The sequence below is a fragment of the Bradyrhizobium sp. genome (genome assembly GCF_016213215.1).
In the GTDB taxonomy this organism is placed as follows: Bacteria; Pseudomonadota; Alphaproteobacteria; order Rhizobiales; family Xanthobacteraceae; genus Bradyrhizobium.
On sequence record NZ_JACRAW010000088.1, the window covers coordinates 1 to 16,103 of the forward strand.

Annotated in this window: 15 protein-coding genes and 1 pseudogene; 8 read left to right on the forward strand and 8 right to left on the reverse strand. The window is 63.1% G+C overall.

Going from position 1 to position 16,103, the window contains the following annotated elements:
- The coding region (locus tag HY852_RS15270; RefSeq protein ID WP_291605604.1) for an ATP-binding cassette domain-containing protein at window positions 1–698 on the forward strand (698 nt) is incomplete at its 5' end.
- 274 nt (window positions 699–972) lie between these two features.
- On the opposite strand, the gene HY852_RS15275 is transcribed toward HY852_RS15270, so the two are convergent.
- Window positions 973–1,602 (reverse strand): TetR/AcrR family transcriptional regulator, encoded by a 630-nt coding sequence (locus HY852_RS15275; protein WP_291605605.1) that lies wholly within the window; start codon window positions 1,600–1,602, stop codon window positions 973–975.
- 87 nt (window positions 1,603–1,689) lie between these two features.
- On the opposite strand from HY852_RS15275, the gene HY852_RS15280 reads away from it, so the two are divergent.
- On the forward strand, window positions 1,690–2,193 hold the full coding sequence (locus HY852_RS15280; protein ID WP_291605606.1) for a hypothetical protein: 504 nt from the start codon (window positions 1,690–1,692) through the stop codon (window positions 2,191–2,193).
- Window positions 2,194–2,582: 389 nt separating this feature from the next.
- Here the strand turns inward: HY852_RS15280 and HY852_RS15285 are convergent, their stop codons facing one another.
- Window positions 2,583–2,915 carry a PRC-barrel domain-containing protein gene (locus tag HY852_RS15285; protein ID WP_291605607.1) on the reverse strand — a complete coding sequence of 111 codons (333 nt, stop codon included), beginning with the start codon at window positions 2,913–2,915 and terminating at the stop codon, window positions 2,583–2,585.
- 193 nt (window positions 2,916–3,108) lie between these two features.
- On the reverse strand, window positions 3,109–3,474 hold the full coding sequence (locus HY852_RS15290; RefSeq protein ID WP_291605608.1) for a DUF1801 domain-containing protein: 366 nt from the start codon (window positions 3,472–3,474) through the stop codon (window positions 3,109–3,111).
- A gap of 1,094 nt (window positions 3,475–4,568) precedes the next feature.
- Between HY852_RS15290 and HY852_RS15295 the strand changes: the two are divergent.
- Window positions 4,569–5,895: pseudogene (locus HY852_RS15295) on the forward strand (IS1182 family transposase).
- A 257-nt stretch (window positions 5,896–6,152) separates the two neighbouring features.
- Here HY852_RS15295 and HY852_RS15300 read toward each other — a convergent pair.
- The 4 genes from HY852_RS15300 to HY852_RS15315 form a co-directional block, all read right to left on the reverse strand.
- Window positions 6,153–6,956: an AAA family ATPase gene (locus tag HY852_RS15300; protein ID WP_291605609.1), complete on the reverse strand. Its 804-nt coding sequence runs from the start codon at window positions 6,954–6,956 to the stop codon at window positions 6,153–6,155.
- A gap of 113 nt (window positions 6,957–7,069) precedes the next feature.
- Window positions 7,070–7,930, reverse strand: a complete 861-nt coding sequence (locus tag HY852_RS15305) for a DUF296 domain-containing protein (protein ID WP_291605610.1) — start codon at window positions 7,928–7,930, stop codon at window positions 7,070–7,072.
- A gap of 9 nt (window positions 7,931–7,939) precedes the next feature.
- Entirely contained in the window at window positions 7,940–9,535 is a 1,596-nt protein-coding gene (locus HY852_RS15310; RefSeq protein ID WP_291605611.1) for an acyl-CoA synthetase, read from the reverse strand.
- A 222-nt stretch (window positions 9,536–9,757) separates the two neighbouring features.
- Window positions 9,758–10,702 (reverse strand): tetratricopeptide repeat protein, encoded by a 945-nt coding sequence (locus tag HY852_RS15315; protein ID WP_291605612.1) that lies wholly within the window; start codon window positions 10,700–10,702, stop codon window positions 9,758–9,760.
- A gap of 108 nt (window positions 10,703–10,810) precedes the next feature.
- Here HY852_RS15315 and HY852_RS15320 point away from each other — a divergent pair, with 108 nt between their 5' ends.
- Window positions 10,811–11,086, forward strand: coding sequence for a GNAT family N-acetyltransferase (locus HY852_RS15320; protein ID WP_291605668.1), 276 nt, complete (start codon window positions 10,811–10,813; stop codon window positions 11,084–11,086).
- An 89-nt stretch (window positions 11,087–11,175) separates the two neighbouring features.
- Here the strand turns inward: HY852_RS15320 and HY852_RS15325 are convergent, their stop codons facing one another.
- A complete protein-coding gene (locus HY852_RS15325) occupies window positions 11,176–11,580 on the reverse strand; it encodes a DUF3597 domain-containing protein (protein WP_291605613.1) in 405 nt (134 codons plus the stop codon).
- A gap of 334 nt (window positions 11,581–11,914) precedes the next feature.
- Here HY852_RS15325 and HY852_RS15330 point away from each other — a divergent pair, with 334 nt between their 5' ends.
- The 4 genes from HY852_RS15330 to trmFO all read left to right on the forward strand — a co-directional run bounded on the left by HY852_RS15330 (window position 11,915) and on the right by trmFO (window position 16,103).
- Entirely contained in the window at window positions 11,915–12,823 is a 909-nt protein-coding gene (locus HY852_RS15330) for a DUF2189 domain-containing protein (RefSeq protein WP_291605614.1), read from the forward strand.
- 195 nt (window positions 12,824–13,018) lie between these two features.
- Window positions 13,019–13,843, forward strand: coding sequence for a lytic murein transglycosylase (locus tag HY852_RS15335; protein WP_291605615.1), 825 nt, complete (start codon window positions 13,019–13,021; stop codon window positions 13,841–13,843).
- 473 nt (window positions 13,844–14,316) lie between these two features.
- Entirely contained in the window at window positions 14,317–14,469 is a 153-nt protein-coding gene (locus tag HY852_RS15340; RefSeq protein ID WP_291605616.1) for a DUF1127 domain-containing protein, read from the forward strand.
- A gap of 200 nt (window positions 14,470–14,669) precedes the next feature.
- On the forward strand, window positions 14,670–16,103 hold the full coding sequence (gene trmFO, locus HY852_RS15345) for a methylenetetrahydrofolate--tRNA-(uracil(54)-C(5))-methyltransferase (FADH(2)-oxidizing) TrmFO (RefSeq protein WP_291605617.1): 1,434 nt from the start codon (window positions 14,670–14,672) through the stop codon (window positions 16,101–16,103).

Consider the following 16,103-nt stretch of genomic DNA (forward strand, 5'->3'; position numbering starts at 1 on the left):
GCTACGAGCCCGGGCGCTTCTCCTTCAACGTCAAGGGCGGCCGCTGCGAGGCCTGCCAGGGCGACGGCGTCATCAAGATCGAGATGCACTTTCTGCCCGACGTCTACGTCACCTGCGACGTCTGCAAGGGCAAGCGCTACAACCGCGAGACGCTGGAAGTGCTGTTCAAGGGCAAGTCGATCGCCGACGTGCTCGACATGACGGTCGAGGAAGCCGCCGAGTTCTTCAAGGCGGTGCCGCGCGTGCGCGAAACCTTCAAGACGCTGCATCGCGTCGGCCTCGACTACATCCATGTCGGCCAGCAGGCCACCACGCTGTCCGGCGGCGAAGCCCAGCGCGTCAAGCTGGCAAAGGAGCTGTCAAAGCGCGCCACCGGCCGCACGCTCTACATCCTGGACGAGCCCACCACCGGCCTGCACTTCCACGACGTCAAGAAGCTTCTCGAAGTGCTGCACGAACTGGTCGCCCAGGGCAACACGGTGGTCGTGATCGAGCACAACCTCGAAGTCATCAAGACCGCGGACTGGGTGATCGACCTAGGCCCCGAAGGCGGCGACGGCGGCGGCGAGATCGTCGCCTGGGGCACGCCGGAGGATATCGTCAAGGCGCCACGCAGCTACACGGGGAAGTTCCTGGAGCCGGTGCTGAAGAAGGCGAGGAAGCCGAAAAGCGGCGGCGCGAGCGAAGCGGCGGAGTGAACTCCGATCTGCAGAGCTACGAAGCTTACGTAAGTTGCACGCCGACTGGATGACGTCCGCATCGCGCACGCTTGCGGCGTGTTCTGCCACGTTGAGCACTTCCTGGCCCGCTCGGCGAAGCGATCGGACCAGGGATTCGGCATCTCTGCCCTAAATAGACGCAACCAATCCTCCTTATCGGCTCAATCCGACTGCCAGCAATTTGATGGGTATCGCTGCGCTCCACTCATCCTGGGCGCGCCAAGCTCGAACAGGAATCCCTTGAGTACAGACGCTAGTCCAGCCGCCCGCACAAGCCGACCATCGCAAAGTCGAGGAGCGTTTCGAGATCTGCGGCTCTTTTCGCCCTCCTCTGATCTGCGCCGCCGGCCAGGATGACCAGCGAGGCGAAACCGTGCACGACGGTCCAGGCCTTCAACTCTGCGCCCGCCCTGCGATCCGCGGGGAGCACCTCCTCGCGCACGAGAGCATCGAGCGCGTTGCTGAGCAGCACGAAGGGAGCCGGTTGGAGAGAACTGTCCTTCTCGAGGGTGGCGAGCCCGCTCGATCCAAACATCACCCGAAGCAGTTCCGGGTGCTCCACCGCGAAATCGACGTACGCCCGCCCCGCGGCCCTTATCCGCTCAATGGCAGCAGCGGCCGCGGTGGGCTGATCTGACACCGCAGAGATGGCGGCGAGGAGACGCCGCTCCAAAAGGCCAAAACCGAATTCGGCGACAGCCGCGAGCAATTCCGACTTGTCAGCAAAATGACGGTAGGCGGCGTTTGCGGAAACGCCCACCAGGCGCGCCGCCTCGCGTAGGCTAAAGTTCTCCACGCCCGCTTGCTCCACCAGCTTCACCGCCTCTTCGAACAAGGCATTTCGGAGATTTCCGTGATGATAGCTCGGCTTCGGGCGCGTCATGGGAGCATGTTGACACTGTGAACGATGCCGAGTAAAGGCTAAAGTTGACACTGTACACATCTATGCCGTTGCACAGGAACGATGCGCATGAGCTGCCGCACAGGACAATTCAGCTTGCTGGAACAAGTGTGGATGCAGGCCAGCTTCCACGGCTTCACCATCCTGGGAGCGATCGCGATCTGGCGAACCAGCCCGCTCCTGTCGGTCAGCTATTATGGTTTCGTGATAATCGGTGTCGTCTACGGCATCATGCACCTTTGGGTGTGCCCGAGATGCCCGCACATCAAGTTTCACAACGCCTGCGTCCAGGCGCCGCCGTTCCTGACCAAGTGGATCATCCGCAAGAATGTCACCTCTCCGCTCACCCGCGCAGAGAGGATTGGCACGAACGTGGTGCTGTATGCAGTGGTGCTGATGCCGATCTTTTGGGTTCTCAAGAGCGAGTACCTGGCGATCCCGTACTTCACTTTCGCCCTGATGCACTATCCAGCGTACTACCTCCACTTCTGCCAGAAATGTCTCAATATCCAATGCCCGCACCGAACGCTCGCGGTTCGCGGAAACTCAGGTCCGCCGCGGCAGAAAACCTGACAAGAAGGATGTAGCGAGCGAAGTCAGGATGAGCCTTGCGACATTCGGGACCGAATGAGGCCCGCGGTGTCCTGCATGCCGCTGCGCTCATGTCGGCTACTATGCTCGCTGCTCCACGAACCTGCGTCAGTAACATCAATCTCGACATCCACTTTCCGCAGCTCAAGACGAAGCGGTCACGCTGCATCGGCTGGCCTCACGCGCCGAGCAATTTCCGCGCCCTTCTCGCGTTCGACCACGCCAATGTCGTACTGGCCTTGCAGGTCCAGCCAGCGCGTAGGGCCGATTAGCGAATCGTAATCCGCCGTTTCGCAATCGATCAATAAGAGGCGGGTTACGCTTCGCTAACCCGCCCTACATGCGCTCATGCGGGCTACACCACTAGACCATTAGATCGTCCAGTAGTGCGGGTGCGGGTAGGACCGCGATCGGTCGCCCCAGTCGAAGGCTTCGCCTTCGAACTCGGACGGCCCCGCGCGCAGGTCCTCCAGCGTCAGCGCGGTTTCGTAGGCCTCGCGCCTCGGGTCATATCTGAGTGCACCCCACTGGACTGGATAATGGTGGTGGCTGGAAAGCAGCCCGCCGGTCTTGATCACCGCGTAGGCAACCGTTCCGGTCAACTTGTCGAGCATCAGTCGCTCGATCGTGCCGAGCTTTGCGCCGTCGCGCCCGTAGACGGCGGCGTGCTCCACGCGATCACTGGGAACCAGGGTATGGGTCATGGCGTCCTCCCGGTCTTTTGCTCCCCTGACAGTATAGTAGGTGTAGCGCCGCCAGGCGAAGCGCAACCCGCCGTTTCGCCGCGGACAGCGGCGGGTTAGGCCGGATCCCATCATCGGGCCGAGCTTTGCGCAGACCCGGTGAGCCGATCTCTGGCCCCGGAATATCGCTGCGCTCATGGCTACAAAGCTGCAGTCACTGGCCATCCAATTTGACGGCCTGCCGGATGTAGTGGGTGAGAGCCTTTTCGTGAAAATCATCCATGCTCCGCACGAGCACATTCCGGGATGTCTTTCCCGTTCCGCCGAGCAGCTTGAAGGGATCGTCGAACGCCGCTCCCTTTGTGAATGAAAAGGTGACGCCGCCTTTGTTGGGGCTGATCGCCACGATGTCACGTTTCACGCGATAGACAGGCACAGAATAATAGGCTTCGGTTCCGCCGCGCATCCGCTCCTCCGCTTCGGGCGCCATGCGGCGCATCAGGGTTCGAAAAGCGTCGATGATCGGCCGATGCTTTTCCTGAACCCGCTTTTCCATGAACTGAAGAAAATCGTCCGCCAAACGCCAGCCCTCCTTTCAATGCGATTGAACCGGCAATGTGACCATTGCTGGGTCCTCATAGTCCCTGCATTCATAGCGCTCCTGAGCGGGCCGTCTCAACCCTGGATGAGCGCGGGAGTCGATCTAGAAAGCGACTGTGAAGTGCATATTGCTTCTTTGCTCATGCAACCTGCGAGCAACCACGAGCTACCAGCCCTTGCGCTCCTCGACAGGCAAATCACACCACACCTGCGTCCAGATCCGGCCGCAGAAATAATTCTCTTTTCCCGAATTCGGAATTGCCCTATATCACTCCCGTCCCACCCGACACGAGGGGCGTACGCGTCGTCACGAAACGTGGGTTGGGATGCGGTGGACGCGACAGCGTCGGCGCGCAAGGTGATCGCAGGGCGGATGGAGGATTGAGCCGAAATCCGTGAGCGAGAAGCCGGCGCGCAGGACGAACGACGTTGTTCTCCGGCTTTCTTGACGGCATGGCGGGCGCAAGTCCGGCGAAGCCGTCAGGCGAAGACGGATCGCGTACGGCAAAACCGTGTGGTCCTGGCACCCGTTGCTGGTGTCAAGCCTTGCGGAGGCGATGTCGCCCCAACCGGGTCGATTTCGCCGTCAATTCGCGAGGCGACGGAGGCAAGACGAATTCGTCTCCGGGGAGAGCACGCCATAAGCCGTAAACCCACTGCGCAGGGAAGGCCGGGTGTCGTCGGCTGTACCTGTATGCTCGTGTGCAGCTTCCTTGCGCAATTCGCACACGAGACCGCGGGTGCAGCGGGCACCCGGTCTTCCCTGCGCCCTCGTCTTTGAAGAGGGTGTGGAAGTCACGCAAAACTCGGGCAGAAAATGCCGCGAGAATGCGCTCCCATGTCCCCTTCGGCTGTTTGAAATTCGAATCCAACTGGCGAGAGAGGATCCTCGTCCTGAGGAGCGCGCCATCGGCGCGCGTCTCGAAGGGCGAGGCCACCAGCGGGGCCTTCATCCTTCGAGACGCGCTTTCGCGCTCCTCAGAGCGTGTGAATTTTTGTTGGCTTGGGCGAAAAATGTAGCCGGTGCGGTGCAGGTGTGATTCCCTGCAAGCATTGATTTGCAGAGGGTGGAGAATGGCTGAAGACAAGCTGTTCGGAGAACTGCCTGAACAGGCGAAACGACAAACCGATGCGGGGTCGGCGGGCGCGCCGCGTCTGCGCGAGCCGCGGCGGGATCAGATTGAATTGCGAGCGGTTGATATCGAGAGCCTGATCGGGGAAGACCATCCGGCGCGAGTGATCTGGTCCTATGTCGAAGGTCTTGACCTGCGCGAGCTTGAGGATCGGATCAAGGCCCGGGGCGACAGGCCTGGTCATCCGGCAACATCGCCGCGGCTTTTGCTGGCGCTGTGGCTCTATGCGACCAGCGACAGGGTGGGAAGCGCTCGGGCTCTGGAGCGCCTGTGCGAGAGCCACGATGTCTATCGCTGGCTGTGTGGCGGCGTCTCGGTGAACTACCACACATTGGCGGACTTCCGGGTCGGATATGCCGATCTGCTCGACCGGCTGCTTGCCGAGCATCTGGCGGTGTTGGCGGAAGTGGGCCTGGTCGATCTCAACAAGCTGGCGCAGGATGGTGTGCGGATCCGGGCGAGCGCCGGGGCCGCGTCGTTCCGGCGCGAAGCAACCCTCGATCGGCATCTGGCGACCGCGCAGTCGGTCGTGGCGGAGCTCAAGCGCGAGGTCGAGGCGCGCTCCGATTCCAGCAACCAGCGCATCAAGGCGGCCAAGGAGCGAGCGGCGCGTGAGCGCACCGAGCGCTTGAAAGCAGCGCAGGCCGCGCTCGCCGAGATCAAGCGACAGCGCCAGGCGCGCGAAGAAAAGCGCAACAATGGCAAGAAGCCGAAGGAGCCGCGTGCCTCCACCACGGACCCGCAGGCTCGCGTCATGAAGATGGCCGACGGAGGCTTCCGCCCCGGATACAATGTGCAGGTGGTGAGCGCGGCCGGCCAGCAGATCGTCGTCGGGTTCGATGTGACCAATGCCGGCTCCGATCGTGGCCTCATGCGGCCAATGCTGGATCGCTTGCGCGCGCAGACCGGCCGCCTTCCAGGCTGCCATCTCGTCGATGGCGGCTTTGGCAGCGCCGAGGACATCGAGTGGGCGCACAATCAAGGGATTGAGGTCTACTGTCCGCCCACACAATCCAAACACCGTACCGATCCCTCCCTGCCGCGGCGCGGCGACGGCCCGGGCGTGTTGGCCTGGCGGGTTCGGATGGCAAGCGAGGCTGGCAAGGCCCAGTACAGACTCCGATCGGTCTGTGAGTGCATCCACGCCCGCTGGCGCAACTGGGACCTGCGGCAACTCACCGTGCGGCCTCGAAAAAGTCCGTGCCGTCGTGCTCTGGTACGCTCTCACCAACAACATCCTACAGGGCCACCGACTCAAAACCGCCTGAGCACCACACCAAGCACTCGGCCGCAGCTTCGCAACAATCCGCCCCTCCCACCTGCGGACCGCAAAATGCGAAATCCGAAAGCTTCACAAGCTGTCAGGATGAGGAATTGGCAGCATTGTCATTGGAAGCGCAGCGCCACGTGCTCAGTGTCATCGTCCGCGAAAGCGGACGATCCAGTTTTCCAGAGCAGCAGTGAATGAGCCGATGCGCCGCATCTTGCTTGATACCCCTTGGGTTCAGTGTTTGAGCTCGACCTATCACTCCATCAGCGTCGCTTCGACAAATCCCCGTGGATCATCGCAGAACTCGCGCATGACTCTGAAGTGATCGGTCTGCTCGATCGCGATCGGCTCCAGCCCGTACTTGCTCAGATGCAGCAGTCGCGCATTGGGATAGGCCATCAGCATCGGCGCGTGAGTGGCCATGATGACCTGGCAGTTGCCGGCGCGGTCCATGCGCTGCAACAGCTTGAGGAACTGCATCTGGCGCGATGGCGACAGCGCCGATTCCGGCTCGTCGAAGATGAAGAGACCCTGCTGCTGGCACCGCTCCTCGAACAACAGCAGGAAGCCTTCGCCATGTGAGAAAGAGAGAAAGTCCGGGCGCAATTGCGGTGTCGCCTCGCCTCCCGCCTCTTCGAGCAGGACCTGGGCTTCCACCGCCGCCCGATCCAGATAGCGCGCAATCGAGAAAAACGTCTCGGCGCGGAAGAACCAGCCGTTGCTGATCTTCGGCACCCAGCTGCCGCGCAGCGCGCGCGCCAGCTCCTCGCCCGTCACTTCATAGCCCTCGGCGTGCTCGAGCAGCCTGTAGCCCTTGCCACCGCCGGCATTGGCAAAGCCGGCCAGCGCGGCGACACCCTCCAGGATGGTCGATTTGCCGGTCCCATTCTCGCCGACGATAATGGTGATGGCGGTATCGAAGCTGAGTTCGAACTCATCCCGGAAAAACGGCAGGCAGAACGGATAAGCCTCCCAGTCCTCGACCCGCGAGCGATCGAGCCACACCCGCCGGAGATACGGCGCGGGCAATCTGATGTTGCGACTTCGACCCCGAGCCATATTCCCCGTCCCCAACTTCCGTACCTGACCTCAAACGGCGGTTTGGAACATATCAGGAACGATTGCGCCGACAAAGTGCATCTTTGGACTTCACTAGCGAAGGTGGTGCCCACCTACTCCAAGACCTCCAGCACCAGCTCCATGGTCATCAGCACCGGATTGTCGCCGCGGATCAGGCTGCCGTCGGCGATGCGGCCGGTGTAGTCGACCAGGGCGACATCGAGCTGAGCCTCGAGCTCTCCGGCGGCGCCGGGCGCAATGGTGCCCTCGGTGACGGCGAGCTCGGTGGCAAAGGGCGCGACCGTGCGGCCGTCGGTGAAGCGCGCGCCGATGGTCGAGCCGACGCCGCCATGAAGCGTGGCGCGGGCAATGCCCCGCTCACGGCAGAACCCTTCGAGGCTGCCGGCAAAATCCTGGTTCGGTCGCAGCCGCAGGGCAAAGGCCCGCGCAGTGGTGCGGGCGCCGGTCGTGGCGGAGGCAACGGGGCTGAACACCTTGAAGTTGGTCTCGGGGTCCGGCTCCGCGACGAACGTCGCCCCCTCGATGCCGAACGCCTCCACCTCGAACGGCTCGGTGACAACCGTCCCCTCGGGCAGGACATGGCCGCCGCGGAGCCGGACGCCATCTTCCATCCACAGCGCATGGCAGTGGAAGAACGGCGCGCCGTCGCGCTGCCCCAGCGTCATCCGGCCCAGCATCAGCTTGGTGAGGCCTGCCGGCCGATACGTCTCGCTGTAGAACGCCGCGTGCTCGCGGGTCTTCGACAGCGCCGGCATCACGTAGGCAAACGGACCGAGAGTCCCGCTCGTGATGTTCAGCGTGCCGCTTGCAAAACCCTCGGCGGCAAAGCCCCGCCGCACGGCTTCGAGCAGCGGCAGGCCGGCCTGCACGGTAAAGGAGAACGCGCGTCCCCTCGCCTCCACCCACTGGATGCGCTCTGGCGTCGGCGATCCGGGCTGCTTGATGTTGCGCATCGTCCGCCATCACCCCTTGTTGTTGAGATCGAGCAGCCCGCGCGCCTCGAGTTCGTCGCGGACCATGCGCTTGGGGATCTTGCCGTAGCCCGACTTCGGCAGCGCCTCCCAGAAGAAGAAGCGCTTGGGCATCTTGTAGCGCGGCACCTTGGGCGCGAGGAACGCAGCCATCTCGGCTTCGCTCACCGGCTTTTCACCCTCGCGCGGAACGCACACGGCAACGCCGACCTCGCCCCAGGTCGGATCGGGCACGCCGAGCACGGCGACCTCGCCTACGGCCGGATGCGTCAAAATCTTCTCCTCGATCTCGCGCGGATAGATGTTGGAGCCGCCGGAGATGTACATGTCGGAGGCGCGGCCGGTAATGTAGACGAAGCCCTCCTCGTCGACATGGCCGAGATCGCCGGTGCGGAACCAGCCGTTGCGGAACGCCTTCGCATTGGCCTCGGGGTTATTGAAATAGCCTGCGAAAACCGCCGGGCCGATCACGCAGATCTCGCCGGCCTGGTGCGGCTTGAGCTCGTTGCCGTCGTCGTCCTGGATCGAGACCTGCATGCCGGTGCGCTCGAAGCCGCAGGTGCCGATCCGCGCCTGCGGGCCGTCGTCGATGTCATGCAGCGCCGCCGGAAACACGGTGATGTTGCCGGTGACCTCGCCGAGGCCGAAATACTGCACCAGCACCTTGCCGAGCTTCCTCAAGGCGGTCTTCTGGTCCTCGCGATACATCGGCGCGCCGGCGTAGATGACGTAGCGCAGCGAGGAATGATCGTATTTCTCGACCGCGGGATGCTCGACCATCATCTTCAGGATCGTCGGCACGGTGAAGAGATTGCTGACGCGATGGGTCTCGATGAGGCGGAAGGCTTCGTTGATGTCGAACTTCTCGGTCGGCAGCAGCACCGTGCGCGCGCCGCGCGCCGTCTGCATCAATTGATGCACGCCGGCGCCATGCGACAGCGGCGCCACGACCAGCGAATCGTCCTGCTCGGTCGTGCCCGGCGTGAGGTCGGCAAGATGGTTGGTGACCACGAAGGTCATCTGGCCGTGAGTCAGCACGGCGGCCTTGGAACGGCCCGTCGTGCCCGAGGTGAAGAAGAACCAGCACGGATCGTCGTACTCGACCGCGGCGTTCTCGACCGTGGCGCCGGCCTGCGAAGCGATCGCTTCCGCCACCGACTTCTCGCCGAACGAACCGGCCTCGCCGATGCTCCAGATGAATTCAGGTCCTGTAACGCCCGCGGCGTGGTCGGGAAAATCGCCGTGACAGAGGAAGGCCTTGGCGCCCGACGCCTGCGCAAGATAGGCGACCTCGTCGGGCATCAGGCGGAAATTGGTCGGCACCCACACCGCCCCGAGGCGGAAGGTCGCGAACATCGAGAAGAACATCTCGTCGCCATTCTTGGAATGGACGAGAATGCGGTCGCCCCTGGTGATCCCGCGTTTGGACAGCGCCGCCGCCAGCGCCGAGACCGACGCGTCGATCTCGCGCCAGGTCCAGGATCGCTCGCCCCACACGAAGCCGATCCGGTCGCCGTGGCGGCGGGCGTTCTGGGTCAGCATGTAGGCGAGGTTGGCGACGCGGCGCGACATCCGCAATGGCTGCATGGGGCTTCCTCTTCGATGGCGGACTTCGCGCAGGCAGGCCGCTTGTGCCGCCCTGTTTATCGCCATCGACCGAGGCCCCGCAAGGCCGGCTTCCACATGGCGCCGGACGAGGTTTGTCGATCAGTCGAAGTTGACAGACCGCTGATCGCGGTGGCGGCAAACCGGCCCGACCGAGTTCGTCGAACCGCACACCGCGACGCCCGCCTTCGCCGTACGCAGCGGCTACAGCGCGCCCAGCTTGCGGAGGGATTCGCGCGTTGTCGGGAGATCAGGGCGAAGCTCGAGCGCCTTCCTGAAATCGGCAATGGCGCCCTGCTTGTCGCCCAGCCGCACCTTGGCCTGGCCGCGGTTGTTCCACGAATAAGCATCCGCGGGATCGTATTGCAGGGCCTTGTCGTAGTCCTGCAGGCCTCCTCTGCTGTCGCCCTTGAACAGGCGGATCATGCCACGGTTGCGCCAGCCGCGCGCATCGGTCGGAGCGATCGTGATTGCCTTGCCATAATCGGCTGCGGCGCGGTCGAGCTGCTCGCTGTCACGATAGACGTTGCCGCGGCTGATGTAGGCCAGCATGTTGTCGGGCGTAAGCTCGATCTGCCTGGTGTAGTCGGCGATCGCGCGCGCCGTCTCGTGCTGGCGATAATAGACGTAGCCACGGTTGTTGTAGGCGATTGCGAGATTGGGGTCGAGCTTGATCGCGCTGCTGAAGTCGGCCAGGGCTTCATTGACGTCGCCCTTTTTGCGGCGAGCATCGCCGCGGTTGTTGTAGGCGAGCGCGAACGAGGGATCGAGCTTGATCGCATGGTCATAGTCGGCGATGGCGCGGTTTAAATCGCCCTTGAAGGTGTAGACGCGCCCGCGATTGCTGAAGGCGCAGGGATATTTGGGGTGGATCCTGATCGCCTCGTCGAGATCGGCAAGCGCGGCATCGAGCTCGTGCTTTTCGGTGAGGCCATGGCCGCGGTTGCAATAGGCGGCAGCGAGCTTGTCGCCGGTCTCGCTCTTGGCATCGATCACGGCCGAACAGGCCTTCACCCGTTGATCCGGCATGCTGGTTGCGCCGATGCAGGTTTCCCAGCTCTGGTTAGTCTGGGTGGACGCCGGCGACGGCGTCAGAAAGGCCACCGCCAAAGCGGCCAGAGAGCCCAGAAGATAGACCGAGATGCGCATTCGCGAGATATCCCTGCAATGGACGCTCCCCTTGGTCGTCTCTTTGCAATTTCGCGTTCATGCGCCTACATGACGAGCTTCAATTCCGCCTTAACGAAAAGCTTCGAGATCATGGCAAGTGTTCGGGACAACAAGGAAAAAAGCCGCTTCGAACTCGACGTCGGCGACGAACTGGCGTTTGCAAACTACCGCCTGACGCCGTCGGCGGTCGTCATCACCCACACCGAGACGCCGCGGAATCTGCGCGGCCGCGGCATTGCGTCCGACCTGGTCAAGGGCGCGCTGGATCTGATCCGGAGCGACGGCCGCAATGTCGTGGCCGGCTGCAGCTTTGTGGCGGTCTATCTGCGCAGGCACCCGGAATATGCCGACCTGGTGGCGTGAGCCGCCGACGTACTTGCGGTCTTGCCGCCGCGCCATGCAAAAGAGGCCCGTGGATGCCACGGGCCTCTTCAACCAATGCAGGTGTTGGCTCAGTGCTTGATTTCCGGCGGCAACCTGCCGCCATTGGCGGCGAGCTTGGACATGACCTGCTTGTGCAGCCAGACATTCATGCTGGCGGAGTCGTTGGTATCGCCGGTGTAACCGAGTTCCTTGGCCAGTTGCTTGCGCGCGGCAAGGCTGGAATCGAGATCCAGCGCCTTCATCAGATCGACGATCGAGGTACGCCACTCGAGCTTTTCGCCCTTCTTGGCGGCGACCGCCTTGTCCAGGATCGGCGCGACGTCCACGGTCTTCGCGGGAGCGCCGGGTGCAGCCGTGGCCGAGGACGACGGCGCAGCCGATCCGCTGCCGGTTCCGGCAGTCGTTCCGCCCGCAGGGGCGGCACCGGCGTCACTGCCGAAAATAGCGCTCATGATCTTTCCGAAAATGCTCATGTCTGCTCCCGGATGGTATGGATGAAAGTCCCAACATACATTGCGCGCCGATTAAAGGCACTCAGCTTTGTTCGCGCAAGCGAAGCATGACGCGCAGCATCAGCTGATCTGCGGCGAAATGACGACCGGATGACATGTTCCGCCTTCATTGCGGCATCATTCTTTCACCCAAGATTGAGCGCCGGAATCCCGGCTTCAAGAGTAGGCTGGTGCCCGGCTCGCGATCCCGCACGCAGGATCTCGCGTCTGGTCAGGATTGCGAACCCTTCTCAAAGCGGCCGCCTGCGCCGCGCCCGGCGCGAAATCCGGCCGCGCAGCAAGGGAGCTAGCGTCCATGGCCACACCGTACCAGGGCAATGTCCCCTCCATGGCCCAGCCCGGCGAAGCGGCTGGATTAACGATCCGAACCATCCGGCTTGCCGATCTGCATGATGTGCTGCGGCGCGGCTGGGAGGACTTCGAGGCGGTGCCCAGTCACGCCATCGTCCTGTGCCTGATCTATCCCGTGCTCGGGCTGGTGCTCGCGCGAATTGTGCTCGGCTACTCGGTGCTGCCACTCCTGTTTCCGCTTGCGGCAGGGTTCGCGCTGGTCGGACCGTTTGCCGCGATCGGACTCTATGAGCTCAGCAGCCGGCGCGAGCGTGGCGAAGAGGCCGCTGCCTGGGACGCACTCGAAGTCCTGCGCTCGCCATCCTTCGGCGCGATGCTCGGGCTTGGTACCCTCCTGCTCGCGCTGTTCGTTACCTGGATTGCGACTGCCCAGGCCATCTACGTCGCCGCTTTCGGCAACGAAGCCGCCGCGGAAATTCCCGACTTCCTCCGCCGCGTGCTGACAACATCGCAAGGCTGGTGGCTGATCGTGGTCGGCTGCGGCGTCGGATTCCTGTTTGCGCTGGTTGCGCTGTGCATCAGCGTCGTGTCGTTCCCGCTGATGCTCGACCGGCATGCCGGCGCGGGCGAAGCGATGGTCACCTCGCTTCGCGTCGTCGCCAGGAATCCGATGGCAATGGCGGTGTGGGGCCTTATCGTAGCGGTGTTGCTTGTGCTGGGATCGCTGCCCTTCTTCCTCGGGCTTGCGATCGTGATGCCCCTGCTCGGCCATGCCACCTGGCACCTCTATCGCAAGCTGGTCGTCGCTGATCCCAATGCGCGGCCTATTCCTCCGCCACCCCGTCGCCCGCGCAAGCCCGCCGCGGATTTTCCCGCCAATCTATTTCCATGGCGCGATCGCAGCCGCCGCTGAGTCAACGGCTTGAACGTCACTCGCTGCCGCCTTGTCGATGACCGGCGGCAGCATCAATTGCATGAGACACTTCGAACCGCAGCAACTGAGCCACCCGGCGGTAATCGGCCCGCTTCGCCGGGCCTTGTTTTGGCCGCTGTTGCAGCCGACATTCACGATGCCGGTCACCAGCGCATGCATTCGAATACCTCGATCATGAACCAGAGGATCTGCCGTCGCTTTCTCCCAGCACTTGTGCTCAGCGCAGCGCTGATTTCGTCTGGCCACTCCGCGTTTGCAGCCAATTGCGGCTCAGGCAATTTCGATGCCTGGCTCGCCGAATTCAGGGCCGAGGCGGCCACCAAGGGAATTTCGCAACAGGCGATTGCCGCAGGTCTGGCCGGCGTCACCCTGGATCAATCCGTCCTGACGCGCGACCGATCGCAAAAGGTCTTCAGCCAGAGCTTTGAAGAGTTTTCCGGGCGCATGGTCCCTCCCCGGTTGGCGCGCGGCTCCAACCTGATGAAGCAATACGGGTCGGTCCTCTCCCGCATCGAACAAGCCTATGGCGTGCCCGGCGAGGTGCTGGTTGCGATCTGGGGATTGGAGACGGACTTCGGCGCCAACACGGGCAAGTTTTCCACCCTGCGCGCGCTCGCGACCCTCGCCTATGATTGCAGGCGCGCGGAGCTGTTTCGCAGCGAGTTGATGGACGCCTTACGCATTGTCGAGCGCGGCGACCTTGCGCCCAATGAAATGCGCGGTGCCTGGGCCGGCGAGATCGGCCAGACCCAGTTCATGCCGTCCTCCTGGATCAAATACGCGGTCGATTTCGACGGCAACGGCCGCCGCAACCTGCTGCACAGTCCGGCGGATGTACTGGCGTCCACTGCCAACTACCTGGCGGGCTATGGCTGGCAACGCGGCAAGGACTGGGAGCCGGAAAGTCCCAACTTCGTGGTGTTGCAGCAGTGGAACAAGAGCAAGGTCTATGCGCGGACCGTCGCCTATTTTGCCAGCCAGCTGGCGCGCGCCCCCTGAAATAGACCCTGAAGCTGACAAACTCATTCCACCTCCGCCCTACCCGGCTCAGCAAGGTCGAGGAGCGGAGCTGATGGCCGGGGAACCGGCCCGAACCACACCAAAAGAAATGAATTCCGATTCGTTTTCGAGGCGGTAACTGCATGCGATTCGCGCATGCTAAACCACTGTGGTGAAGCCGGCTCGAGCGGCCTTGCCAAGGCCCTGATGGGGTCGGTTCAACTGGCAAGGAAATCCATCACGCGATCGAATCCCGCGATTATACGGGGTTTCTCTTGCAATCTGGAGGCATCTGAGGTCATCCGTGAGAGTTCGCCCTACACTCCCCGAAGGTTAAGCAGTCCTTACCTTTGCCATGCGTTTTGCGCTTAGCTGCATCGCAACATAGGAAGTTCCGCACTGCAAAAAGGTGGCTATATTCACTTCAACGATCCGGCCCGGAAGGGCTGAATCGCGATACAGGAGACTATACCATGTTGCTCTCGCTTATTCGGATGATCCAGAAGCTCCGGGAGTATCATCGCAACTTCAATGAGCTGTCTCAGCTCAGCGACCGTGAACTGGCTGACATCGGCCTTGATCGCTCGGATATTCCGCGCGTAGCCTCCGGCCAGTACAAGGCCTGATCACCCGGATCAGCCGATCGTCCTAACGGATAGCGCCCGCCTCGTGCGGGCGTTGTCGTATCCGGCCCCAGCAGGGGCAGACGCAAAAGCCAGCTGCAAACCTGGTTCCGGTTTGCACTCTCTCCTGCAAGCGAGATCAGGTTCGGAAAAGCACGATCCGTGATTCCACTCCGGGCCGAAAAGCGCTACCTGTCGCGCCCATGACAGGTAACCAATCCCCTTCGGAAGCAGTCCACGTCATCGGTGCTGGCTTGGCCGGTTCCGAAGCCGCCTGGCAGGTCGCGAGAGCAGGCGTGCCCGTGATCCTGCATGAAATGCGGCCGCGGCGGATGACCGAGGCGCACCGGACGGATGGGCTCGCGGAACTCGTGTGCTCCAATTCCTTCCGCTCCGACGATGCCGCCAACAACGCCGTCGGGCTGCTCCATGCCGAGATGCGCCGGCTGGGCTCGCTGATCATGCGCGCGGCGGATGCCAATCAGGTGCCCGCGGGCGGCGCCCTGGCGGTCGATCGCGAAGGCTTCTCCGCCGCCGTCACCCGGGCACTCAATGACCACCCCCTCATCGAGATGCAGCGGGAAGAAGTCGCCACCCTGCCGCCGGCGGACTGGCGTAACGTGATCATCGCCACCGGCCCCCTCACCTCGGCGTCGCTGGCGCATGCCATCCGCCAGTTGACGGCCGAGGACGCCCTCGCCTTCTTCGACGCGATCGCCCCGATAGTGCATCGGGACTCGATCGACATGTCGGTCGCCTGGTTTCAGTCCCGCTACGACAAGATCGGTCCCGGCGGCACCGGCGCCGATTACATCAATTGCCCGCTGACCCAAGAGCAGTACGACGCCTTCGTGGCTTCGCTCATCGCGGGCGAGAAGACCGAATTCAAGGAGTGGGAAGCGAGCACCCCATATTTCGACGGTTGCCTGCCGATCGAGGTGATGGCCGCCCGTGGTCATGAAACGCTGCGCCACGGCCCGATGAAACCCGTCGGGCTGACCAATCCGCATGATCCTGCTACCAAGCCCTACGCCATCGTGCAGCTGCGCCAGGACAATAAGCTCGGCACGCTCTACAACATGGTCGGCTTCCAGACCAAGCTGAAGTACGGCGAGCAGCAACGCATTTTCCGAACCATCCCCGGGCTCGAGAACGCCGAGTTCGCGCGGCTCGGCGGGCTGCATCGCAACACCTTCCTCGATTCGCCAAAGCTGCTCGATGCCCAGTTGCGGCTGCGCGCAGAGCCGCGGTTGCGCTTTGCCGGCCAGATGACCGGCTGCGAGGGCTATGTCGAATCCGCCAGCGTCGGGCTGATTGCCGGCCTCTACGCCGCAGCCGATGCTCGTGGCGAGACGCTGGCCAGCCCGCCGCCGACAACCGCGCTCGGTTCGCTGCTCGGCCATATCACCGGCGGCCATATCGAGACCATCGAGCCCGGCACGCGTTCCTTTCAGCCCATGAACATCAATTTCGGGCTGTTCCCGCCGCTGGAGCGCGCCCCGACCAAGAAACCCGACGGCACGCGCCTGCGCGGCAACGAGAAGACGATCGCGAAGCGGCAGGCGATCAGCGCCCGCGCCCTGGCTGATCTCGACCGATGGATCGCCGACAATCTGCGCATCGCGGCGGCGGCGTGA

Coding starts and splice junctions, on each gene's coding strand:
- HY852_RS15285 (WP_291605607.1), bottom strand. CDS start 2,915: ATGACCCATACCCTGGTTCCCAGTGATCGCGTGGAGCACGCCGCCGTC.
- HY852_RS15310 (WP_291605611.1), bottom strand. CDS start 9,535: ATGCAGCCATTGCGGATGTCGCGCCGCGTCGCCAACCTCGCCTACATG.
- HY852_RS15305 (WP_291605610.1), bottom strand. CDS start 7,930: ATGCGCAACATCAAGCAGCCCGGATCGCCGACGCCAGAGCGCATCCAG.
- HY852_RS15275 (WP_291605605.1), bottom strand. CDS start 1,602: ATGACGCGCCCGAAGCCGAGCTATCATCACGGAAATCTCCGAAATGCC.
- HY852_RS15300 (WP_291605609.1), bottom strand. CDS start 6,956: ATGGCTCGGGGTCGAAGTCGCAACATCAGATTGCCCGCGCCGTATCTC.
- HY852_RS15340 (WP_291605616.1), top strand. CDS start 14,317: ATGTTGCTCTCGCTTATTCGGATGATCCAGAAGCTCCGGGAGTATCAT.
- HY852_RS15280 (WP_291605606.1), top strand. CDS start 1,690: ATGAGCTGCCGCACAGGACAATTCAGCTTGCTGGAACAAGTGTGGATG.
- HY852_RS15330 (WP_291605614.1), top strand. CDS start 11,915: ATGGCCACACCGTACCAGGGCAATGTCCCCTCCATGGCCCAGCCCGGC.
- HY852_RS15325 (WP_291605613.1), bottom strand. CDS start 11,580: ATGAGCATTTTCGGAAAGATCATGAGCGCTATTTTCGGCAGTGACGCC.
- HY852_RS15315 (WP_291605612.1), bottom strand. CDS start 10,702: ATGCGCATCTCGGTCTATCTTCTGGGCTCTCTGGCCGCTTTGGCGGTG.
- trmFO (WP_291605617.1), top strand. CDS start 14,670: ATGACAGGTAACCAATCCCCTTCGGAAGCAGTCCACGTCATCGGTGCT.
- HY852_RS15335 (WP_291605615.1), top strand. CDS start 13,019: ATGAACCAGAGGATCTGCCGTCGCTTTCTCCCAGCACTTGTGCTCAGC.